The sequence below is a fragment of the Sorangium sp. So ce1153 genome (assembly GCF_051521595.1).
In the GTDB taxonomy this organism is placed as follows: domain Bacteria; phylum Myxococcota_A; class Polyangia; order Polyangiales; family Polyangiaceae; genus Sorangium.
Window position 1 is genome coordinate 10,185,425 of record NZ_CP150361.1, and the last position, 18,528, is coordinate 10,203,952.

The 18,528-nt window shown below is 72.1% G+C and carries 13 protein-coding genes; 8 read left to right on the forward strand and 5 right to left on the reverse strand.

The genetic code is table 11. The features are described from left to right. The first annotated feature begins 7 nt into the window (after positions 1–7). From WME85_RS36785 to WME85_RS36800, 4 genes are all read left to right on the forward strand, one after another. Positions 8–1,609, forward strand: coding sequence for a protoglobin domain-containing protein (locus WME85_RS36785; protein ID WP_437827746.1), 1,602 nt, complete (start codon positions 8–10; stop codon positions 1,607–1,609). 82 nt (positions 1,610–1,691) lie between these two features. Further along, on the forward strand, positions 1,692–2,129 hold the full coding sequence (locus tag WME85_RS36790; RefSeq protein WP_437827747.1) for a response regulator: 438 nt from the start codon (positions 1,692–1,694) through the stop codon (positions 2,127–2,129). Positions 2,130–2,351: 222 nt separating this feature from the next. Continuing rightward, complete coding sequence (locus tag WME85_RS36795) at positions 2,352–2,750, forward strand: CBS domain-containing protein (protein WP_437827748.1); 399 nt, start codon at positions 2,352–2,354, stop codon at positions 2,748–2,750. A 58-nt stretch (positions 2,751–2,808) separates the two neighbouring features. After that, entirely contained in the window at positions 2,809–4,203 is a 1,395-nt protein-coding gene (locus WME85_RS36800) for a sigma-54-dependent transcriptional regulator (RefSeq protein WP_437827749.1), read from the forward strand. A gap of 64 nt (positions 4,204–4,267) precedes the next feature. Here WME85_RS36800 and WME85_RS36805 read toward each other — a convergent pair whose 3' ends face one another. The 3 genes from WME85_RS36805 to WME85_RS36815 form a co-directional block, all read right to left on the reverse strand. Next, positions 4,268–5,389: a branched-chain amino acid aminotransferase gene (locus WME85_RS36805; protein ID WP_437827750.1), complete on the reverse strand. Its 1,122-nt coding sequence runs from the start codon at positions 5,387–5,389 to the stop codon at positions 4,268–4,270. 417 nt (positions 5,390–5,806) lie between these two features. Further along, a complete protein-coding gene (locus tag WME85_RS36810; protein ID WP_437827751.1) occupies positions 5,807–6,442 on the reverse strand; it encodes an MBL fold metallo-hydrolase in 636 nt (211 codons plus the stop codon). A gap of 51 nt (positions 6,443–6,493) precedes the next feature. After that, positions 6,494–7,765, reverse strand: a complete 1,272-nt coding sequence (locus WME85_RS36815) for a hypothetical protein (protein ID WP_437827752.1) — start codon at positions 7,763–7,765, stop codon at positions 6,494–6,496. A 719-nt stretch (positions 7,766–8,484) separates the two neighbouring features. Between WME85_RS36815 and WME85_RS36820 the strand changes: the two genes are divergently transcribed. Further along, a complete protein-coding gene (locus WME85_RS36820; RefSeq protein WP_437827753.1) occupies positions 8,485–9,576 on the forward strand; it encodes a serine/threonine-protein kinase in 1,092 nt (363 codons plus the stop codon). 86 nt (positions 9,577–9,662) lie between these two features. On the opposite strand, the gene WME85_RS36825 is transcribed toward WME85_RS36820, so the two are convergent. Next, positions 9,663–11,579 carry an amidohydrolase family protein gene (locus tag WME85_RS36825; RefSeq protein ID WP_437827754.1) on the reverse strand — a complete coding sequence of 639 codons (1,917 nt, stop codon included), beginning with the start codon at positions 11,577–11,579 and terminating at the stop codon, positions 9,663–9,665. A 982-nt stretch (positions 11,580–12,561) separates the two neighbouring features. On the opposite strand from WME85_RS36825, the gene WME85_RS36830 reads away from it, so the two are divergent. Further along, positions 12,562–14,709, forward strand: coding sequence for a TOMM precursor leader peptide-binding protein (locus tag WME85_RS36830; RefSeq protein ID WP_437827755.1), 2,148 nt, complete (start codon positions 12,562–12,564; stop codon positions 14,707–14,709). Between the two features lie 443 nt (positions 14,710–15,152). On the opposite strand, the gene WME85_RS36835 is transcribed toward WME85_RS36830, so the two are convergent. Next, positions 15,153–15,338 carry a hypothetical protein gene (locus tag WME85_RS36835; RefSeq protein ID WP_437827756.1) on the reverse strand — a complete coding sequence of 62 codons (186 nt, stop codon included), beginning with the start codon at positions 15,336–15,338 and terminating at the stop codon, positions 15,153–15,155. Positions 15,339–15,570: 232 nt separating this feature from the next. Between WME85_RS36835 and WME85_RS36840 the strand changes: the two genes are divergently transcribed. Next, positions 15,571–17,724: a TOMM precursor leader peptide-binding protein gene (locus WME85_RS36840; RefSeq protein WP_437827757.1), complete on the forward strand. Its 2,154-nt coding sequence runs from the start codon at positions 15,571–15,573 to the stop codon at positions 17,722–17,724. 11 nt (positions 17,725–17,735) lie between these two features. Then, a complete protein-coding gene (locus WME85_RS36845; RefSeq protein WP_437827758.1) occupies positions 17,736–18,518 on the forward strand; it encodes a SagB/ThcOx family dehydrogenase in 783 nt (260 codons plus the stop codon). Positions 18,519–18,528: the final 10 nt, after the last annotated feature.

An 18,528-nucleotide genomic window follows, 5' to 3' on the forward strand; every position in this document is an offset into this window, starting at 1 on the left:
CGGCGCCGTGCCCTCGCGAGAGACGCTCTTCGACGAGATCAAGCGGTACGTCCGCTTCAGCGAGGAAGACGCGGGCCGGCTCGCCTCGTTCCGCGCGCACGCGGAGCCCCATTTCCCCCGCATCGCGGACGAGTTCTACGACCGCATCCGCGAGCACGAGGGCGCCCACGAGGTCTTCACCGGCGAGGAGCAGGTGGAGCGGCTCAAGCGATCGCTCGTGCGCTGGATGACGCGCATCTGCACCGGGCCGTACGACGGCGCGTACTTCGAGGAGACCGCGAAGATCGGGCGGATCCACGTCCGGGTCGGGCTGCCGCAGCGGTACATGTTCACGGCGATGACGCTCATCCGGCTCGCGTTCGACGAGATCGCCGCGAGCGCCCTCGGCGAGCAGGTGGCCCCGGTCCGCGCCGCGGTGATCAAGGTGCTCGATCTCGAGCTCGCCATCATGCTGGAGACCTACCGCGACGACTTCCTCGCGCGCGCGCGGCACGCCGAGCGCCTGGACCGGGAGGAGGTCGGCCGCACCCTCGCGCGCACGGAGCACCGGTACAAGAGCGCCGTCGAGCTCGCCCGCGTCCTCGTCGTGGGGCTCGACGCGCGGGCCGTCGTGCGGCTCTGGAACCGCGAGGCCGAGCGGATCACGGGGCTCGGGCGCGAGGACATCCTCGGGACGCCGTTCGTCGAGACGCTCCTGCCGGAGGAGCTCCGCGCGGACCACGGCGCGCTCGTGAAGGAGATCGCCGCGGGCCGGCGGGCGGGCGCCGAGCTGCTGGAGAGCAGCCTCCGCACGCGCGCCGGGAAGATCCGCGACGTGCGGTGGCAGCTGGCCTATGCGCCTTCCGCGGCGGACGACGAGGTGGTCCTGTTCGCGATCGGGCAGGACACGACGGACGAGAACGCGCTCGCCGCGCGCGTGCGCCAGAGCGAGAAGCTCGCCGCGGTGGGGACGCTCGCGGCCGGCCTCGCGCACGAGATCCGCAATCCGCTCAACGGCGCGCAGCTCCACGTGACCTTCCTCGAGCGGGGGCTCGCGCGCGCCGGCATGAAGGACCCGGACACCGTGGAGGCGATCCGGGTCGTGCGCGACGAGATCCGCCGCCTGTCGGGGCTGGTGAGCGAGTTCCTCGACTTCGCGCGGCCGAGCCCGCTGCTCGTGCAGCCGACGTCCGTGCTCGCGCTCTGCGAGCGGGCGGCGCGCGTCGCGCTGTCGTCGGAAGGCGCCGGCGCGCAGGCCGAGGTGAGGGTCGATCTGCCGTCGACCGATCTCGTGCTCGACCTCGATCCCGCCCGGATCGAGCAGGTGCTGCTGAACCTCCTCCGCAACGCGCTCGAGGCGGTGGGGCCGGCCGGCGGCGGCACGGTCACCCTCCGCGCGCGGCGACAGCCGCGCCACGCCGTCCTCGAGGTGGAGGACGACGGCCCCGGCGTCGCGAGCCCGGAGGCGCCGATCTTCGATCCGTTCTTCTCGACCAAGCCGAACGGCACCGGGCTCGGGCTGGCGATCGCGCACCGGATCGTCACCGATCACGAGGGGACCATCGATTTCCAGAGCCGGCCGGGAAAGACGCTGTTCCGCGTGACGCTCCCGATCCGCCTCTCCGGCTGAGCCGCCGCGGGGCCGCGGCGCGCGCCGCCTTCGCGTCCGTCGTCGAGGCGCGCGTGGCGCGCAACTTGATAGTCCTCGCGGCGTGGAACCGCGCAGCATCGAACAACCCCTGATCCTCCTCGTGGACGACGACATCCGCACCGCCCGCCTGCTCGCGCACCTGCTCGAGGACGACGGCTTCCGGGTGGAGCTGGCCACCGACGGCGCCCTCGCGATCGCGCGGCTCGCCCGGGCGCCGGTCCCCGACATCCTGGTGACGGACTTCCGGATGCCCCACGCCGACGGCATCGCCGTCGCGCGCTTCGCGCGATCGCTCAGGCCCGATCTCCCGCTGTTCGTGGTCACCGGCTATCCAGAGCTCGTGGCGCGGCTCGGGCGAGGGTTCGCGCCCGAGGCGGTGGTGCACACCAAGCCGGTGGACTACCCCGCGCTGAGCGCCGAGCTCCGCTCCAGCGTGGAAGCGGTGTCCTCCGGCGCCGCGCGCGCCCGGCCGACCTCCCCGGCCCCCGCCCCGGCCTGAGCGGCCGAGCGCGTCCGGCCCGGCGAACGGCTTGCGCCGCCGCGCAACCGCTGCGACGCGCGAGCTCCGCCGCCCCGGCCGACGCGCCGCGCGGCCCCTCCGCGCGGCCCCTCCGCGCGGCCGCCACAGAGAGGCGCGGCGGCGGGCGCCGGGCACAGCCAGCCTGGCGCACGTCGTGCAATGGCCCTCGGCATGTCCCTCAGCCGCTTTGAACATGGCGCCGTGAGCGCCGAGCTCACCGAGTCCGCCACCGCCGTCGCGCGCAGGATGCGCGACTTCCGCGTGGGGTGCGTCGTCGTCACGCAGGGCGCGCGCGCCGTTGGCATCCTCACCGATCGCGATCTCGTGATGCGGGTGATGGCCGACGCGCGCGAGGCCGAGAAGACGCTGGTGTCCGAGATCGTGACGTACGATCCGACGACCCTGCAGCAGACCGACAGCATCGAGACGGCGCTCCGCCTGATGCGCGAGCGCGGCGTCCGGCGGCTGCCCATCGTCCGCTACGACGGCAAGGTGACGGGCATCGTCACCGCCGACGATCTCACGATCTTGCTCGCCGAGGAGCTGGCCGACCTCGGCGCCGGCATCCAGGGGAACGTCAGCGCCGCCGAGAGCCGCTGACGTCCCCTCGTCCCTTCGGGTATCCTCCGACGGCTGCGCGGTCTTCGGAAGGGAAGCCATGAACGCCGAGAAGAGACAGGGCTCGAGGGTGCTCGTCGTGGACGACGAGGCGAGCGCGCGCTCGGGGCTGGAGAAGCTCTTGCGCCAGGAGGGCTACGCCGTCGACGCGGCGGGCGACGGCGTCGAGGCGCTCGAGGTCGCGGCGGAGCGGCCGCCGGACGTCGTCGTCACCGACCTGAAGATGCCGAAGATGGATGGGGTGGCGCTGCTCGGGAAGCTCCGCGAGCAGGATCCGGCGCTGCCGGTGCTCGTCGTCACCGCGTTCGGCGATGTGAGCTCGGCGGTGCAGGCGATGCGCGCGGGGGCCGAGGACTACCTGACCAAGCCGGTCGACTTCGACGCGCTCCTCCTGTCGATCGAGCGCGCGCTGGAGCGGAGCGCGCTCCGGGTCGAGGCGGAGAACCTCCGCCGGCAGCTGCGCGAGCGCGAGGGCGAGGGCGTGGAGGGGCTCATCGGGGCGAGCCCGGCGATGCAGAAGGTCTATCGCACGGCGAGGCAGGTGGCGGGCGCGCGGGCGACGGTGCTCATCACCGGCGAGAGCGGCACGGGCAAGGGAGAGCTCGCGCGCGCCATCCACGCGAAGGGCCCGCGCGCCAGGGCGCCGTTCGTGACGCTGCACTGCGCGGCGCTCGCGGAGTCGCTCCTGGAGAGCGAGCTGTTCGGCCACGAGCGCGGCGCGTTCACCGGCGCCGACAAGCGGCGTATCGGGCGGTTCGAGCAGGCGAACGGCGGGACGCTCTTCCTCGACGAGGTGGGCGAGATCGCGCCGTCGACGCAGGTGAAGCTGCTGCGCGTGCTCCAGGAGCGGATGTTCGAGCGGGTCGGCGGGAACGACACCGTGTCGGTCGACGTGCGGCTCATCGCGGCCACGAACCGCGATCTTGCGGCGGCGGTGCAGGAGGGCCGCTTCCGGGAGGACCTCTACTACCGGCTCAACGTCGTCCACATCGACATGCCGCCGCTGCGCGTCCGCGACACCGACGTGCTGCTCCTCGCGAATCACTTCCTGCGCCGGTTCGCGGCGGAGAACCACCGCAAGATCGAGGGGTTCACCGACGAGGCGCGGGCGAAGCTCGTCGCGCACCGGTGGCCGGGGAACGTGCGCGAGCTCGAGAACGCGATCGAGCGGGCCGTCGTGCTCTGCGACGACGCGCGCATCGACGCGGAGCACCTCCCCATCGACGCGGCGCCGGTGGTCAAGGGAGCCCTGCGCATCCCGGGCGCCACGATGGCGGAGATCGAGCGCTATGCCATCCTGTCGACGCTCGAGGCGACGAACGGCTCGACGACGCGCGCGGCCGAGCTCCTCGACATCAGCATACGCACCATCCAGTACCGCCTGCACGAATACGGCATGACGGCGAAGTCCAGGCGATCGCCGACCGCGGAGTAGGCGCGGCGCCGCGCCGGAGACACAGCGGCGCGCGGGGCCGCCGCGCGATCAGGTCATCAGGTCGTCAGATCACGTCGTGCATCCAGCCGTGCCGGTCGGGGGCGAGGCCGTGCTGGATGTTGAGCAGCGCCTCGCGGAAGCGCGCCGCCACGGGCCCTGTCTCGTTGTCGTGGATGGCGAACGTCCCCTCCCGGGACTTCACCGCGCCGATGGGCGTGATCACCGCGGCCGTGCCGCACGCGAACGCCTCGGTCATGCGGCCGTCGCGCACCGCCGCGCCCCACTCCTCGAAGGTGACCTTGCGCTCCTCCGCGCCATAGCCGAAGTCGCGGGCGAGCTGCATGATGCTGTCGCGGGTGATGCCGGGGAGAAGCGTGCCTGTCAGCTCGGGCGTCACGAGCACGGGGCGCCCGCCCTCCTCGTAGACGAAGAAGATGTTCATTCCCCCCATCTCCTCGACATACCTGCGGTGGACCGCGTCGAGCCAGACCACCTGCGCGCAGCCCTCCGCCGCCGCGTTCATCTGCGCGAGCAGGCTCGCCGCGTAGTTGCCGGCGAACTTGGCGGCGCCCGTGCCGCCCGGCGCCGCCCTGACGAAATCCTCCGAGATCCAGACCGTCACCGGCTTCACGCCCTGCGGGAAATACGCGCCTGCGGGGGACGCGATCACCACGAAATCGTACTCGCGCGAGGACCTCACCCCGAGCGCCGCCTCGGTCGCGAACATCAGCGGTCGGACATACAGGCTCTCGCCCACCGGCGCGGGCACCCACGCGCGATCCTGGCGGATCAGGGCGTCGATGGAGCCGACGAACAGCTCGACCGGCATCTCCGGCATCGCCAGCCGCCGGGCAGAGCTGTTGAAGCGGTGCGCGTTCGCCTCCGGCCGGAACGTCTTGATGCGCCCGTCCGGCTGGCGGTAGGCCTTGAACCCCTCGAAGATCGCCTGACCGTAGTGCAGCACCATCGCCGCCGGATCCAGCGTGATCGGCGCGTACGGCTTGAGCTGCCCGCGGAGCCAGCCGCCCCTGTCGGCGGCGTACGGGATCACGACCATGTGCTCCGTGAACAGGCGCCCGAAGCCAGGGTTCTGCATGCGCTGCGCGCGCTCCGCGTCGCCGAGAGGGTTCTGCGTGGGGAGGATCTCCAGATCGACCTTCGTGGCGGGCGCGCTTTCGGTGCTCATCGTGCTCGACTTCCGCGACGGACAGCGTTCGACCGGCTCAGGGACGCCGGCGCGGGTCTCGTCGTGTGGCATTTTTCGGAAGAATCCTGGCGGGATGCAAGCACTTTCTCGCGGGAGAGCCGCGCCGGTGCGCGGGTCGTTTGATCCGGTTCCTCCGGCTCATCCGCTTCGTACGTTTCGTGTGTTTCGTGTGTTTCGTCTGGTTCGTCTGGTTCGTCTGGTTCGTCTGGTTCGTCTGGCCGCACCCAGCTTCATCCGCTTATCCGTTTCATGTTCATCCCGAACATCCGGCCGCGCGCGGGCGCGCTGTGATTGCGTCTGCTTGCGTCCGCTCGCGCGGGGCTGCACCCGAGCGCCCGCCATCGCGCCGGCCGAGCTCGCTCCGCCGTCGGCTCACCGCGCGAGCGCGGCGGCGCGTCACGCCCTCAGATACGGGTTTCGATCGCGCTCCTCACCGATCGTCGTGGAAGGGCCGTGTCCGGTCACGACCCGGGTCGACGGATCGAGCGTGAGCAGCTTGCCCCGGATCGATGAGAAGATCGCCTGCGAGTCGCCCCCCCACAGGTCGGTCCTGCCGATGCTGCGCCGGAACAGGGTGTCCCCCGTGAACGCCACCGCGCCGGTCGTGGCCTCGACAAGGAACGACACGCTGCCGGGCGTGTGGCCCGGCGTGTGGAGCACGTGCAGATCGAGCCCGCCCGCCTTCACGACGACGCCGTCGTTCAGGTCGCCGTCGATCTCGCACCGCTCGGGCAGCGCGACGCCGAGGAGCGCCGCCTGGACCGGGAGCATGTCATACAGGAAGCGGTCGGCCTCGTGAATGCGCGCGGCGGCGCCCGACCAGCGCTGGAGGGGCGCCGTGGCGCCGACGTGATCGATATGGGTGTGCGTGTGCACGATGGCCGCGACCTTCGCCCCGGCCCGCTCGAGGCGCGCGCGGATCACGTCGAAGTCGCCCCCGGGATCGATGACCACCGCGCCCTGGCTGGCCGGGTCGACGAGGATCGAGCAGTTGCACCCCAGCGGACCCACGGGAAACGTCTCGAGCAGCACGGGGCGAGCTTGTAGCACGCCCCGGCCGGGGACCGCATTGGGCGGCCGCGCCTATTTCGGGGCGCTCTCGATGGTGCCGTTCGAGCCGAGCCCGTTGGTCCAGTAGACGCGCTCGGCGTCGAGGGCGATGCCATAGGGCGACGCCTCCCTCGCGACGAACGTCCCCTGGATGCCGTTCGGCCAGATCTTCATGATGTTCACCGACTCGGGGTCGGTCCAGTAAACGCCGGTCCGATCGGCGACGATCCCCCGCGGGTTCGGCGCGCCGGTCACGAGCGCCGTGACCTCTCCCTGTCCGCCGACCTTGGGCGCGCGCATCACGGTGCCCGTCCTGCTGGTCGTCCAGTACACGTACGTCCCGTCGAGCGCGATCTCGCGCACCTCGCCCTGCGCTGTCGCGATCGTGGTGAACGGCCCCTCGCCCATGGAGTCCTTGCGCGCGGCCATGACGCGGCCGTCGCTGTCGTCGAGCGGGAGGACGGTCCAGTAAACATGGGTCGCGTCGACGATGACGGCGTGCGGCGAGCCCGCCCCGCCCCAGATCGTGGTGAACGGGCCGTTGCCGTTCGAGTCCTTCCGCGCGCGGACCACGCCGCCGCCGCCCTCGCGGTTCGTCCAGTAGACGAACTCGTCGTCGAGCGCGAGGCCGAAGGGCGCGGTCTGCGCCGCGGCGACGACGACCGGCGCCTCGTCGCTCCCGCGCCGCGCCCGCACCACCGCGCCGGTGTACGACGGCTCGCGCTCGCCCTGGGTCACCCAGAAGACGTGGGTCGCGTCGGCCTTGATGCCCGCCGGCTCGACCTGATCCGAGGCGATGACGGTCGTCTCTTCGGTCTCGTGCGACCACTGCATGACGGACCCTTCCTCCCCGTTGGTCCAGAAGAGGTCGCCGCCGGCAACGGCGATGTACAGCGGATCACGCTGCCCCATGGCGTGCGTCCTGGTCTGGACGCAGGTGCCCTCCTGGCAGCTGCCCCGGCACGGGACGGGACAGGTCCCGCAGTGGAGGGCGTCGCCCATCACGTTGACCTCGCAGCCGTTCTCTTCATTGCCGTCGCAATCGACGTAGGTGTCGCCGCAGACCGGCGGATCCACGATGACAGGTCCCTCGTCGCCCCCGGCGCCCCCTGCGCCGCCCTCGCCCGGCGCGCCGCCATTGCCCGGCCCGCCGCCCTCGCCCGGCGCGCCGCCATCCCCTCCACCTGACGACGCCGTGCTCCCCGGCCCGGCCCCGCCGGCAGCGAAGAGGCTCCCCGCATCGGGAGAGGAGCAAGCTGCCACGGCAAGTCCAGAGAAGAGCGCGAGGAGAACGGTGCGACGCATTGTGCTCTGCATGGAAACCTCCACCCATACAGGGTACACGAGCCCGTCGAGAAAACGCATCTGCGAACTTGGCATGTCGCTCACGCCGCGTTTCGTCCGAGCACCAGCCGCGCACCGGTCCGCGCACGACAGGCGCGGATGTGGGGTGTTCGCGACAGATCGGCTCGGTTGGCTGCGCGTCGCGCGTCGCGGCGACGCGTCCGCCGACACCGGATCGCGGCGACGTCGCGATATATGCCGAGAGGTGGTCGCGCTCCGCCCGGCGACGGGCTCGCCCGTCCGGCGCCTCCGCGGGTCCGGGGCGCGGGCGCGACTCCGCACCTCGGGGGCGACTCTGCATCTCGCCGGCGACACCTCTCCTCCGCGCTGACGTGAGCACAGGCCATGTCGGCGCCCGCGCGGGCAGGACAGGGCAGCGCAGGAGGGACCTCCGGGTGACGTGATCGCCTGTCCGCTGTTGTCGGCGTCGGCAGGTCGCGCCGCGCGCGCTCGCTCGCAGCTGCGACCGCCATCGACCTCCAGGGCCGACCGCGGAGATGGCGCTGGACGCAGAGGGGCGCTACCCTCGGGCGCCGGGTGTCTGAGCGCACGATGTCAGCCAGGGTGGAATCACCGTTCCGCCGCGAAGCGCGTCACGGCGCGGACCTGCGCGCTCTGCGCCGCTGCGGCGCGCGCGCTCGCGCGTCGCTCCCTGGAGGCCAGGCCGCATGAGCGGGCCCATGTTCATCGCGGGAGGCCAGGCGAGCTCCGCGGCGCGAGAGCGGGCGATGGCGCTCGTCGGCCGCACGCTCGTGCACCGGTACCGCATCGAGGAGCTCGTGGCGATGGGCGGCATCGCCGCCGTCTTCCGGGCCAAGAAGCTCGCGACCGGCGAAGACGTGGCCGTCAAGGTGCTCCACCCCGACGCCGAGGAGCTGCCGGAGCTCATCGAGCGCTTCGAGCGCGAGGCGCTCGCCGGCCGCCACATCTTCCACCCCAACGTCGCGGCGGTCTACGAGATCAACCAGCTCGACGACGGCGCGTGGTTCATGGTGATGGAGTTCATCCGCGGCATCACGCTGCGCAAGCTCATCGACCAGGGCCCCATCCCGCCGGTGCGCGCGACGAACATCGCGCGCCAGATCGCGACCGCCCTGAACGCGGCGCACGACTTCGGGATCGTGCACAGGGACGTGAAGCCGCTCAACATCATGGTCCTCGACGGCCCGGACGAACGCGTCCAGCTCATCGATTTCGGCCTCGCCAAGGTCCCGGTAGAGCAGTTCTCCATCCCGAGCTCCATCCCCAGCGAAGACGGCGCGCGCCGCTCGCTGACGAACGCCGGGGTGCTGCTCGGCACGGTGGCGTACATGGCGCCCGAGGCCGCGCTCGGCATGCGCTCGGTCGACCGGCGCGCCGACCTCTACGCGCTCGGCGTCATCCTCTACGAGATGCTCGCGGGCAAGCACCCGTTCACCGCGGTCGAGCCCTCGGCGCTCTTCGCGCAGCACCGGTCGGCCGTGCCGCCGCCCATCGCCGAGCGCTCGCCCGGCATCGTCGTCCCGCCCGCGCTCGAGGCGGTCGTGACGCGCCTGCTCGCCAAGGATCCGGACGACCGCTTCCCCCACGCGCGCGCCGTCGTCCTGGCGCTCGACGCCGCCCTCCAGAAGATGAGCGGGCCCGACAACCGCCTCAGCATCGCCGCCCCGTCCAGCCTGCGGGCCGCCGCCAGCTTCCTCGAGCGGCGGACGTCGCGCGCGGTGCTCGCCGGCGCGGGCCTCCTGTTCTTCGCGGTGGGGAGCGTGATCGCCTGGCTGCTCGCGTCGAGGTGACCGCGGCGCGCAGCGGGCCGCGCGCCGCGCGCCGTCGCGGTGAGCGCGGCGCGCGGCGAGGGGCCCCTGGCCTCGCTCGGCTCGACCTACTCGCACACGCCCACGGGGAGACCCGCGAACGCCGAGCGGTCGACGCACTTCCTGCCGCCCGGGCACGCACCGGCGCGCTCACCGGCGCGCTCACCGGCGCGCTCACCACGCGGATCGCAGAGGTCCTTGCACGTGCTCGTCTCCGGGTCGCACACGCTGCCGGGCGCGCAGGCGAACAAGGCGTCACACGGCTGCCCGCCCGAGCCCGCGCCCGCGTACCAGCACGAGGTCGCCCCGTTGCCCAGGAACACGCACGCGGCGCCGTTCTCGCAGGCCTGCGCGAAGAGATCGCAGCCGTCGCCCTCCGCGCAGGAGCCCCCGGTGGGCGAGCCGCCGTCGAAGAGGCACGCGCTCCCCGGCGCGCAGGCCGAGGGGCGATCGCAGATCGCGGCGCAGCGCTGATCCTGGCTGCACGACAGCGCGTCGCCGCACTCCGACGCGGCGAGGCACGTCTCGCCGGGACCGGCGCCGGTCCGCGGCTGCCTTGCGAGGCTCGCGCCGCGGGGCAGCGCGAGCGCGCCGCGATCGAGGAGGACGCCCGATTTGTAGACGCGCGAGACCCGCTCGAGCGCGCGGACGTCGGCGAGCGCGTCGCCGTCGACCACGAGCACGTCCGCGAGCACCCCCTCCTCGATGCGCCCGAGGTCGGGCCGCCCGAGCACGTCCGCGGCCGCGCGCGTCGCGGCGGCGAGCGCGTCGATCGGCGGCATCCCGGCCTCGACGAGGAGCGCTACCTCGCGGCGCATGGCGAGCCCGTGGAAGACGCCTGGGTTGCCGGCGTCGGTGCCGGCGGCGACGGTGACCCCGGCCTGAACCACGGTGTGGAGGTTCGCGATCGCGTGGCCGCGCCACCCCTTCACGAGCTCCCGGTACCGGGCTGTCGTGGTCTCCGCGAGCAGCGACGGGTCGCGCAGGGCGGCGATCACGCCGGCCGGCACGTCGTCGCGGAGGGCGGGGTCGTCGAGCTCGTCGAGCGCGCCGTGGGCGACGCGGTACAGGCCATCCATCACGGAGAGCGTCGGCACCACGACGGCCCCCGCGGCGGCCATCCGGCGCGCGAGCTCGGGCGAGATGAGGTCCTGATCCGGGATGTGCGCGAAGCGCGTCACGCCGGCGTCGAGCGCAGCCTCGACGTCGGCGGCCTCCGCCACGTGAGCGATGACGCGGAAGCCCGCGGCGCTGGCGGCCTCCTCGATGGCCGCGATCGACGCGTCCGAGATCTGCGGGCGCGGCCGGGCTCCGTCCGAGTCGATGACGATCTTGATGACGTCGGGCTCGAGGGGGAGGAGCGCCGCGAACGCGTCGCCCACGTCGGCGGGCGAGTCGATGAAGACGCAGAAATCGCCGGGCGGGGAGCCCTGGAGGCAGGGGTGCCCCCCGGTCGGGGTGAGCAGCGGCCCGGCCGCGAAGACCTGCGGCGCGAGGATCTCGCCGGCGCGGGCGCGCGCTCGCTGCTCGAAGATGACGCGCTGGGATGAGCCGAGATCCAGGTACGAGGTGACGCCCGCCCGGAGCATTGCCTTCGTGTGGTCCTCGAGGTGGAGCTCGCCGTCATAATAGTCGTAGGGCCCGGCGACGCTCAGCGAGTGCACGTGGAGGTCGATGAGCCCGGGGAGCACCGTCTTCCCCGAGACGTCCACGACCTCGCCGCCCGCGACCTCGACGTCGTGCTCGTGCTCGTTGAAGACGACCTGTCGCACCTTGTCGCCGTCGATCACCACCGTCGCCCTGCCCGCGCGCGAGCCGTCGAACACCGTACCTCCCACCAGCACGGTGCAGCCCGCGCACCCCACCTCGATGGGTTCGAGCGACGGAGAGCGCTCCGGGGCGCCGCAGCCGACAAGCCATGTTGAAGCGACAAGGGCACACGAAGATAGACCAGCGCAAGCCAGTCCGAGCGAAGTACGATGCATGACACTCCTTTGCCAAGGGCGCTGAGCGCTCACGAGCGAGCGCGGGCCCGGTACCGGAGAGCGCGATGAAAAGCAATTCGACGAGGTCGCGTTCACGGCGCGATGGATGCGCGCACGCAGCGTGCCGCGTTATCCAGGATTGCTGGGTTCGGCGGAGCGACGCGATCGACGCGCTTCGTCCGCGACGCCCCGGCGACGATCGAGGGCAGGAGAGAGAGGCGCCATTCGCGGGATGGACGCGAGATCGCGCATCGCCCGTACTTCGGCGGGATATCCCGCGCTGCCCGCGGCGCCGGTCGCCCCGGATGACAGGGAATCAACGCGACGTCCGTCATCGCGCAATGGGTCCTTCGGATTGACGAAGACCCTTTGCGCGCCTCACCTACTCGTGGGAGGATGTGCGATGAGTGATTCGAACAACGGGAGTGGGGCGCCGAAGGATCTGGATGTCGCGGTGAAAGAGATCCGCAACGCCATCGACGAGTTGTCGAGCAGGCTGGAGGCAATGGAATCAGCGCGTCCGGCCAGCTACAGCTGCGGTTGCGGCGGCGGCTGCGGCTGCGGCGGTGGCTGCGGCGGTGGCTGCGGCTGCGGCGGTGGCTGCGGCTGCGGCGGTGGCTGCGGCGGCGGCTGCGGTGGCAGGTGCGGCGGCAGGTGCGGGGGGAGATGCGGCGGCAGGTGCGGGGGGAGATGCGGCGGCAGGTGCCGCTGAAGCCAGCCATGATGCGGTGAGGCCGAGCGGTAGAGCGCTGGAGGAAAGCGATGGGGGAGACGAGGAGCGCGAGAGATCGAGAAAGGCATCTCCCGTCTTCCCTGGCTCGCCTCGATCAGGCGAGCTCGCGCCCCGGCCGCACGCGAGGGTCGTCTCTCCCCGGCTTGTCGGGGCGCGGCTCCTCGAGCGCCAGGATTGGACCTCTTTACCGAAGGTGCAGCGCGGCGCAGGTCGAGACGCCGCCGCGCTGCCCTTTCCTGGAGATCTCGCGTGGCCATTCGACTGCCCAGCTCATCGACCGCGGCGTCGTCGCTCGACGAGACCGCTCCGCCCGCGCCGGCGGCGGCGCACGAGAGGCTCGCGCGCGCGCGCGTCCTCGTGGTCGGGCTCGAGCCGTGGGGCGCCGTCGCGGCGATCGAGCTCGCTTCCGCGGGCGTCGGCGCGCTCCACGTCCTCGACGACAGGGAGGTCACGGCGGACGATCTCGGCCCATTCGCCGAGGCGGATCTGGGGAAGGATCGCGCGCGCTCGCTCTGCCTCGCGCTGTCGCGGATCGCGCCCGGCTGCGCGGTGACGCGCGGCGCGCTGCTCGCGGCCGCGGGTCGACCGCTCGTCCAGGACGACACCGCCTGGGACCTGGTCCTCACGTGCGTCCCGGGCGATGATCTCCTCGTCCTCCAGAGCGTCGCCCGCTTCGCTCACGCGAGCTCGGTCCTCTCGCTCAGCGCGCACCTCGACGGGCTCGACGCGATGATCGGCCCGGGTGTCGTGCCGGGCAAGACAGCGTGCTGGAACTGCTGCCGTCTCCGGCGGCTCGCGACAAGCGATCAGCCCGAAGCGGATTGCGCGCTCCAGAGCTCGCTCCTGGCCGAGCGCCCGGGGCGCCGCGCGCGCACCTACCTCGCGCCGGTGCCAGGGTTACTGGGCCACGCCGTCGCGCTCGCGGCCATCGATCTGCTCGTGAACGGCGCCGCGTCGCGGCTCGCTGGCCGCTTCGTGGTCCAGAGCCTGATCGACCTGGAGGCGTCGTTCCACGCCGCCCTGCGGATGCCGTGGTGCGCGGTGTGCGGCGGCGCCGCCGGCGCCGACCGGGCGGGTCGCGCGCGCCCGCGATCGAGCGCGCGCCTCCGCGACGCGCGCGACCCGGCGGAGCTCCGGCGGATGCTCGCCGGCATCGTCGACGCGCGGGCGGGCATCGTGCGGCACCTCGGGCTGGCCGCGGTGAGCCCGGCGCTCGCCCCCGAGACGCCGATCATCGCCACCGCGCTCCTCAGCAACACGATCGACGGCTCGGCGCCCGCACACTGCTGCGGGGAGCCGGAGGTCGGCACCGGAAAGGGCGTCACGGCCGTCGAGGCCCTGATCCGGGCGACCGGCGAGGCGGTCGAGCGCTACTCCGCCGGGATCTTCGACGCGCGGGCGCTGCTTTGCGCCCCGGTCGCCGAGATGAAGGGCGACTTCATCGCCCCGGAGCGGCTCTGCCTCTACGACGAGGCGCAGTATGCCCGGCCCGGGTTCCCCTTCGCGCGGCTCGATCCGACCACGCCCATCGCGTGGGTCCTCGGGCGGTGGCTGGACACCCACGCGCCCGTGCACGTGCCGGCGCTCCCTACCTACTATGGCAACTGCGCCGAGCCCGGCGCATCCTTCTGCCAGGTGACGTCGAACGGGCTCGCCGCCGGCCCGACGCTCGAGGGCGCGTCGATGGGGGCCGCGCTCGAGCTCATCGAGCGCGACGCCTTCATGATCTCGTGGCTCGCTCGCCGGCCGGGGCGGCGGATCTTGCCCGACGACGCGATCGACCCGGAGGTGCACGAGGTCGCGCGGCAGCTCGAGGAGCGCGGGGCCCGGATCGAGCTGTACCTGCTCGAGGCGGGCATCGCGGTCCCCGTGGTGATGTGCGTGGGCTACGGCGACGGCAAGCGCTGGCCCGGCGCGGTGGTCTCGATCTCGGCCCACCTGAGCCCGCTCACCGCGATCAAGAAGGCCATCCTGGAGCAGGGCCAGATTGGCAATTTCGTCTTCCGCCTCATGACGGGCGAGGCCGTCGCCGTCCCCGAGCGGCCGGAGGACGTGCGCACGATCGAGGATCACGCGGTCTATTACCTTCCGCCGAGCCGCGCCGCGGCCTTCGCCTTCCTCCGCCAGGGGGGCACCGTGACCGCCGCCGAGCTCGAGGAGCCGAGCGAGGTCTCGCTGTCCGAGCTCGCCCGGCGCGTCCAGGCGGCGGGGATGCGCGTCGCGATCGTCGACGTGACCTCTCCCGATCTCGCCGCGACCCCGTTCCGCGTCGCCCGGGCCCTCGGGCCCGACTTCCAGCAGATCCATTTCGGCCACGAGCTCGCGCGGCTCGGCAATCCTCGCCTCCGCTCGATGGCCGCCCACGGTATCAACCCCGATCCTCACCCGATGGCCTGAGCGAGGACACCATGGCAAGGAGCGAGGACGGGTGGTGGTCGGATTTGAACATGAAGGCGGGAGGGCGGGAAGAAAAGCTCAATGATCTTCCCGCCTTCCCGCCTTCATGTGAACTCTCTCTGGGCAAATGAGACCACTACCCGAGGACGGGCAGCGGTGGAGTCGGACGAGGACCGTGAAGAAGGTGAAAGCGACGCGCCAGCTCGAAGAGGGAGCGGACCGCGGAGATCGCATCGGCGCATTCCGCCCGTCATCCAGGGAGCATCGATTGACGAACACTCTTTGCGTGCCCCATCTACTTGTGGGAGGCTCTGCCATGAGTGATTCGAGCAACGCGAATGATAAGCCAAAGGATCTGGATGTGGCGGTGACGGAGATCCGCAACGCCGTCAATGAGCTGGATGCGAGATTGGAGGCGATGGCAACAACGACTCCGGTCAACTTCAACTGTAGCTGCAGCTGTAGTTGTAGCTGTAGCTGTAGCTGTAGTTGCAGCTGTAGCTGTAGCTGTAGCTGTAGCTGTAGCTGTAGTTGCAGCTGTAGTTGCAGCTGTAGCTGCAGCTGTAGTTGCAGCTGTAGCTGTAGCTGCCGTTGCCGTTGCCGTTGCCGTTGCCGCTGCGGTTAGGCACGTTCCGACGAGCGTCGCGGACGGCGCGAGCCCAGGGCGAGCGCGCGAGAAACACTGCATATCTCCGAAAGCGGTCGAACGCCCCCCCGGGCCGCCTCGCCGACCGATCGACGTTCTATCCCCCGCCTTCGCTTGTCACCCTATCGCTTTTCAACAGGTCCAAAACTCTTTGTCGAAGGGTAGCGCGGCGCAGGTCGAGGCCTCGCCGCGCTCATCCTTCCTGGAGAGCTCGCGTGTCCACGCAACTGCCCAGCTCATCGGCCGCCGCTTCACCGCTCGACAGCACCGCGCCGCCCCGGCCGGAACCGGAGGAGACGCGCGAGGCGCTCGCACGGTCGCGCGTCCTCGTGGTCGGGCTCGAGCCGTGGGGGGCCGTCGCGGCCGCGCAGCTCGCGTCGGCGGGCGTCGGCGCGCTGCGCGCGGTCGACGACCGGCAGGTGACGGCGGACGATCTGGGCGCCTTCTCCGGGGCGGATCTCGGCGAGGCGCGCGCCGACGCCCTCTCCGCCACGCTCTCGCGGATCGCGCCCGGATGCGCGGTCACGTCGGGGACGCTGCGCGCCGCCGCGGATCGCCCCCTCGCCGAGGAGGACACGGGCTGGGACCTGATCCTCGCCTGCGTGCCGGGCGACGATCTCCTCGTCCTCCAGGGCGTCGCCCGCCTCGCCCACGCGCACTCCATCCTCTCCCTGAGCGCCCACCTCGACGGGCTCGACGCGGTGATCGGCCCGGCCGTCGTGCCTGGCGAGACCGCGTGCTGGAACTGCTACCGGCTCCGGAGCCTCGCGACCAGCCGGCGCGCCGAGGCCGACCACGCCCTCCAGGCGGCGCTCCTCGCCGAGCGCCCGGGGCGCCGCGCGCGCACCTACCTCGCGCCGGTGCCGGCGTTCCTGGGCCACGCCGTCGCCCTCGCGGCCGTCGAGCTGCTCGTGCGCCGGCGCGCGTCGCGCCTCGCGGGGCGGTTCCTGGTGCAGAACCTCGTCAACGCGGAGGTCTCTTCCCACGCCGTCCTGCCGATGCCCTGGTGCCCCGTCTGCGGCGGCGCCGCCGAGGCCCTGCGCCGCGGGACGGCGCCGGCGTGCCGGCCCGCGCGCCTGCGCGACGCGGGCGATCCCGCCGAGCTCCGCCGGCTCCTGGCCGGCATCGTCGACGCGCGCGCGGGCATCGTCCAGCACCTCCAGCTCGACGCGACGAGCCCGGCGTTCGCCCCCGAGGCGCCGCGCACCGCCACCGCGCTGCTCAGCAAGTATACCGAGGGCACAGGAGACGCTCACCGGTGCGACGAGCCCCAGCTCGGCACCGGCAAGGGCATCACGGCCGTCGAGGCGCTCATCAGGGCGGTGGGCGAGGCGGTCGAGCGCTACTCCTCCGGGCTCTTCCGGAAAGAGGAGCTCCTCCGCTCCTCGGTCGCCGACATGAAGGGCGACTTCATCGCTCCGGAGCGCCTCTGCCTGTACGACGAGGCGCAGTACGCCCGCCCCGGGTTCCCGTACCCGCGGCTCGACCCGAGCACGCCGATCGAGTGGGCCCTCGGGCACTGGACGGACACCCGCGCGCCCGTCTACGTCCCGGCGCTCCCGACCTATTACAACTACTGCGCGCCCAAAGAGGCTTATTTCTGCCAGGTGACCTCGAACGGCCTCGCCGCCGGCGCGACGATCGCCGGCGCGTCGCTCGGGGCTGCGCTCGAGCTCATCGAGCGCGACGCCTTCACGATCTCCTGGCTGGCCCGCCGGCCCGGTCGGCGTATCCTGCCCGACGATTCGGTCGATCCCGAGGTGCGCGAGATCGCCCGGCAGCTCGAGGGGCGCGGCGCCCGGATCGAGCTGTATCTCCTCGACGCCGGCGTCGCCATCCCCGCCGTCATGTGCGTGGGTTACGGCGACGGCAAGCGCTGGCCCGGCGCCGTGGTGTCGCTCGCCGCCCACCTGAGCCCTCGCATCGCCATCAGGAAAGCCATCCTGGAGCAGGGCCAGATCGGGACGTACGTCTTCCGCCTCATGACCGGCGAGGCGCTCGACATCCCCGAGCGCCCGGAGGACGTGCGCTCGCTCGAGGATCACGCGGTCTACTACGTCCCCCCGAGCCGCGCCGGCGCCTTCGCGTTCCTCGGAGAGGGCGGCACGGTGACCGCCTCGCAGCTCGAGGAGCCCGAGGAGATCACGCTCTCCGCGCTCACGCGCCGCGTGAGCGCCGCGGGGCTCCGCCTCGCGATCGTCGACGTGACGTCCCCCGATCTCGCGGCGACCCCCTTCCGCGTCGTCCGGGCCATCGGGCCCGACTTCCAGCAGATCCATTTCGGCCACGCGGTCGCGCGGCTCGGCAACCCGCGCCTCCACGCGCTGGCGCCCCACGGGATCAACCCTGACCCCCATCCGATGGCCTGAGAGAGGACACCATGGCAAGGAGCAATGAGGCGGACATCGCGCGGCTCTATCACCTCCAGTCCGCTCACGTGAGATCGCGGCCGCTGGAGCCGGCGTTCGACGCGGACACCCAGCCGCTCCAGTTCCGCACCTACGCAGGGTCGGAGCGCACGCCGCTGCCAGGACGCGATTTCGCGATCGACGCCCCGCTCGGCGAGGTGCTGGAGCGGCGCCGGTCGATCCGCGATTTCGCCCTCGGGGCGATGCCCCTGGAGACGCTCGGGCGGCTCCTCCACGCGAGCTACGGCGTCCGGGGCGCGCGCAAGATCGACGCAGAGTGGACCTGCGATCGCCCGACCCCCTCGGCCGGCGGCCGGTACCCGCTCGAGATCTATGTGGCGACGCAGGCCGTGGAGGACCTGCCGGACGGCCTCTATCACTACGACGCGCGCGCGCACGATCTCGAGCTCCGCCGGGGAGGCCTCGCGCACGCCGCGCTCGCGGATCTGACCCTGGCGCAGGACATGGTCCTGAACACCAACGTCGTCGTCATCATCACGGCGGTCCCGTTCCGCACCATGTGGAAGTACGGCCAGCGCGGCTATCGCTTCCTGTGGCTCGACGCAGGGCACCTCGGCCAGAACCTCTACCTCGTCGCGACCGCCATGGGCCTCGGCCCGGTGGCGATCGGCGGCTTCTACGACGACGAGCTCAAGGCCTTCCTGGCGCTCCCGGCCGAGGAGGACGCCATGTACGTCGTCTGCGTCGGTCAACCCGCGCCGGCAGGGGGCCAGAACGGGCCCCAGCGCGGCTGAACAGGGAGCA

What these genes read in the sequence shown, in the direction of transcription:
- WME85_RS36800 (WP_437827749.1), top strand. Translation starts at nt 2,809, where the DNA reads ATGAACGCCGAGAAGAGACAGGGCTCGAGGGTGCTCGTCGTGGACGAC.
- WME85_RS36805 (WP_437827750.1), bottom strand. Translation starts at nt 5,389, where the DNA reads ATGAGCACCGAAAGCGCGCCCGCCACGAAGGTCGATCTGGAGATCCTC.
- WME85_RS36815 (WP_437827752.1), bottom strand. Translation starts at nt 7,765, where the DNA reads ATGCGTCGCACCGTTCTCCTCGCGCTCTTCTCTGGACTTGCCGTGGCA.
- WME85_RS36820 (WP_437827753.1), top strand. Translation starts at nt 8,485, where the DNA reads ATGTTCATCGCGGGAGGCCAGGCGAGCTCCGCGGCGCGAGAGCGGGCG.
- WME85_RS36825 (WP_437827754.1), bottom strand. Translation starts at nt 11,579, where the DNA reads ATGCATCGTACTTCGCTCGGACTGGCTTGCGCTGGTCTATCTTCGTGT.
- WME85_RS36845 (WP_437827758.1), top strand. Translation starts at nt 17,736, where the DNA reads ATGGCAAGGAGCAATGAGGCGGACATCGCGCGGCTCTATCACCTCCAG.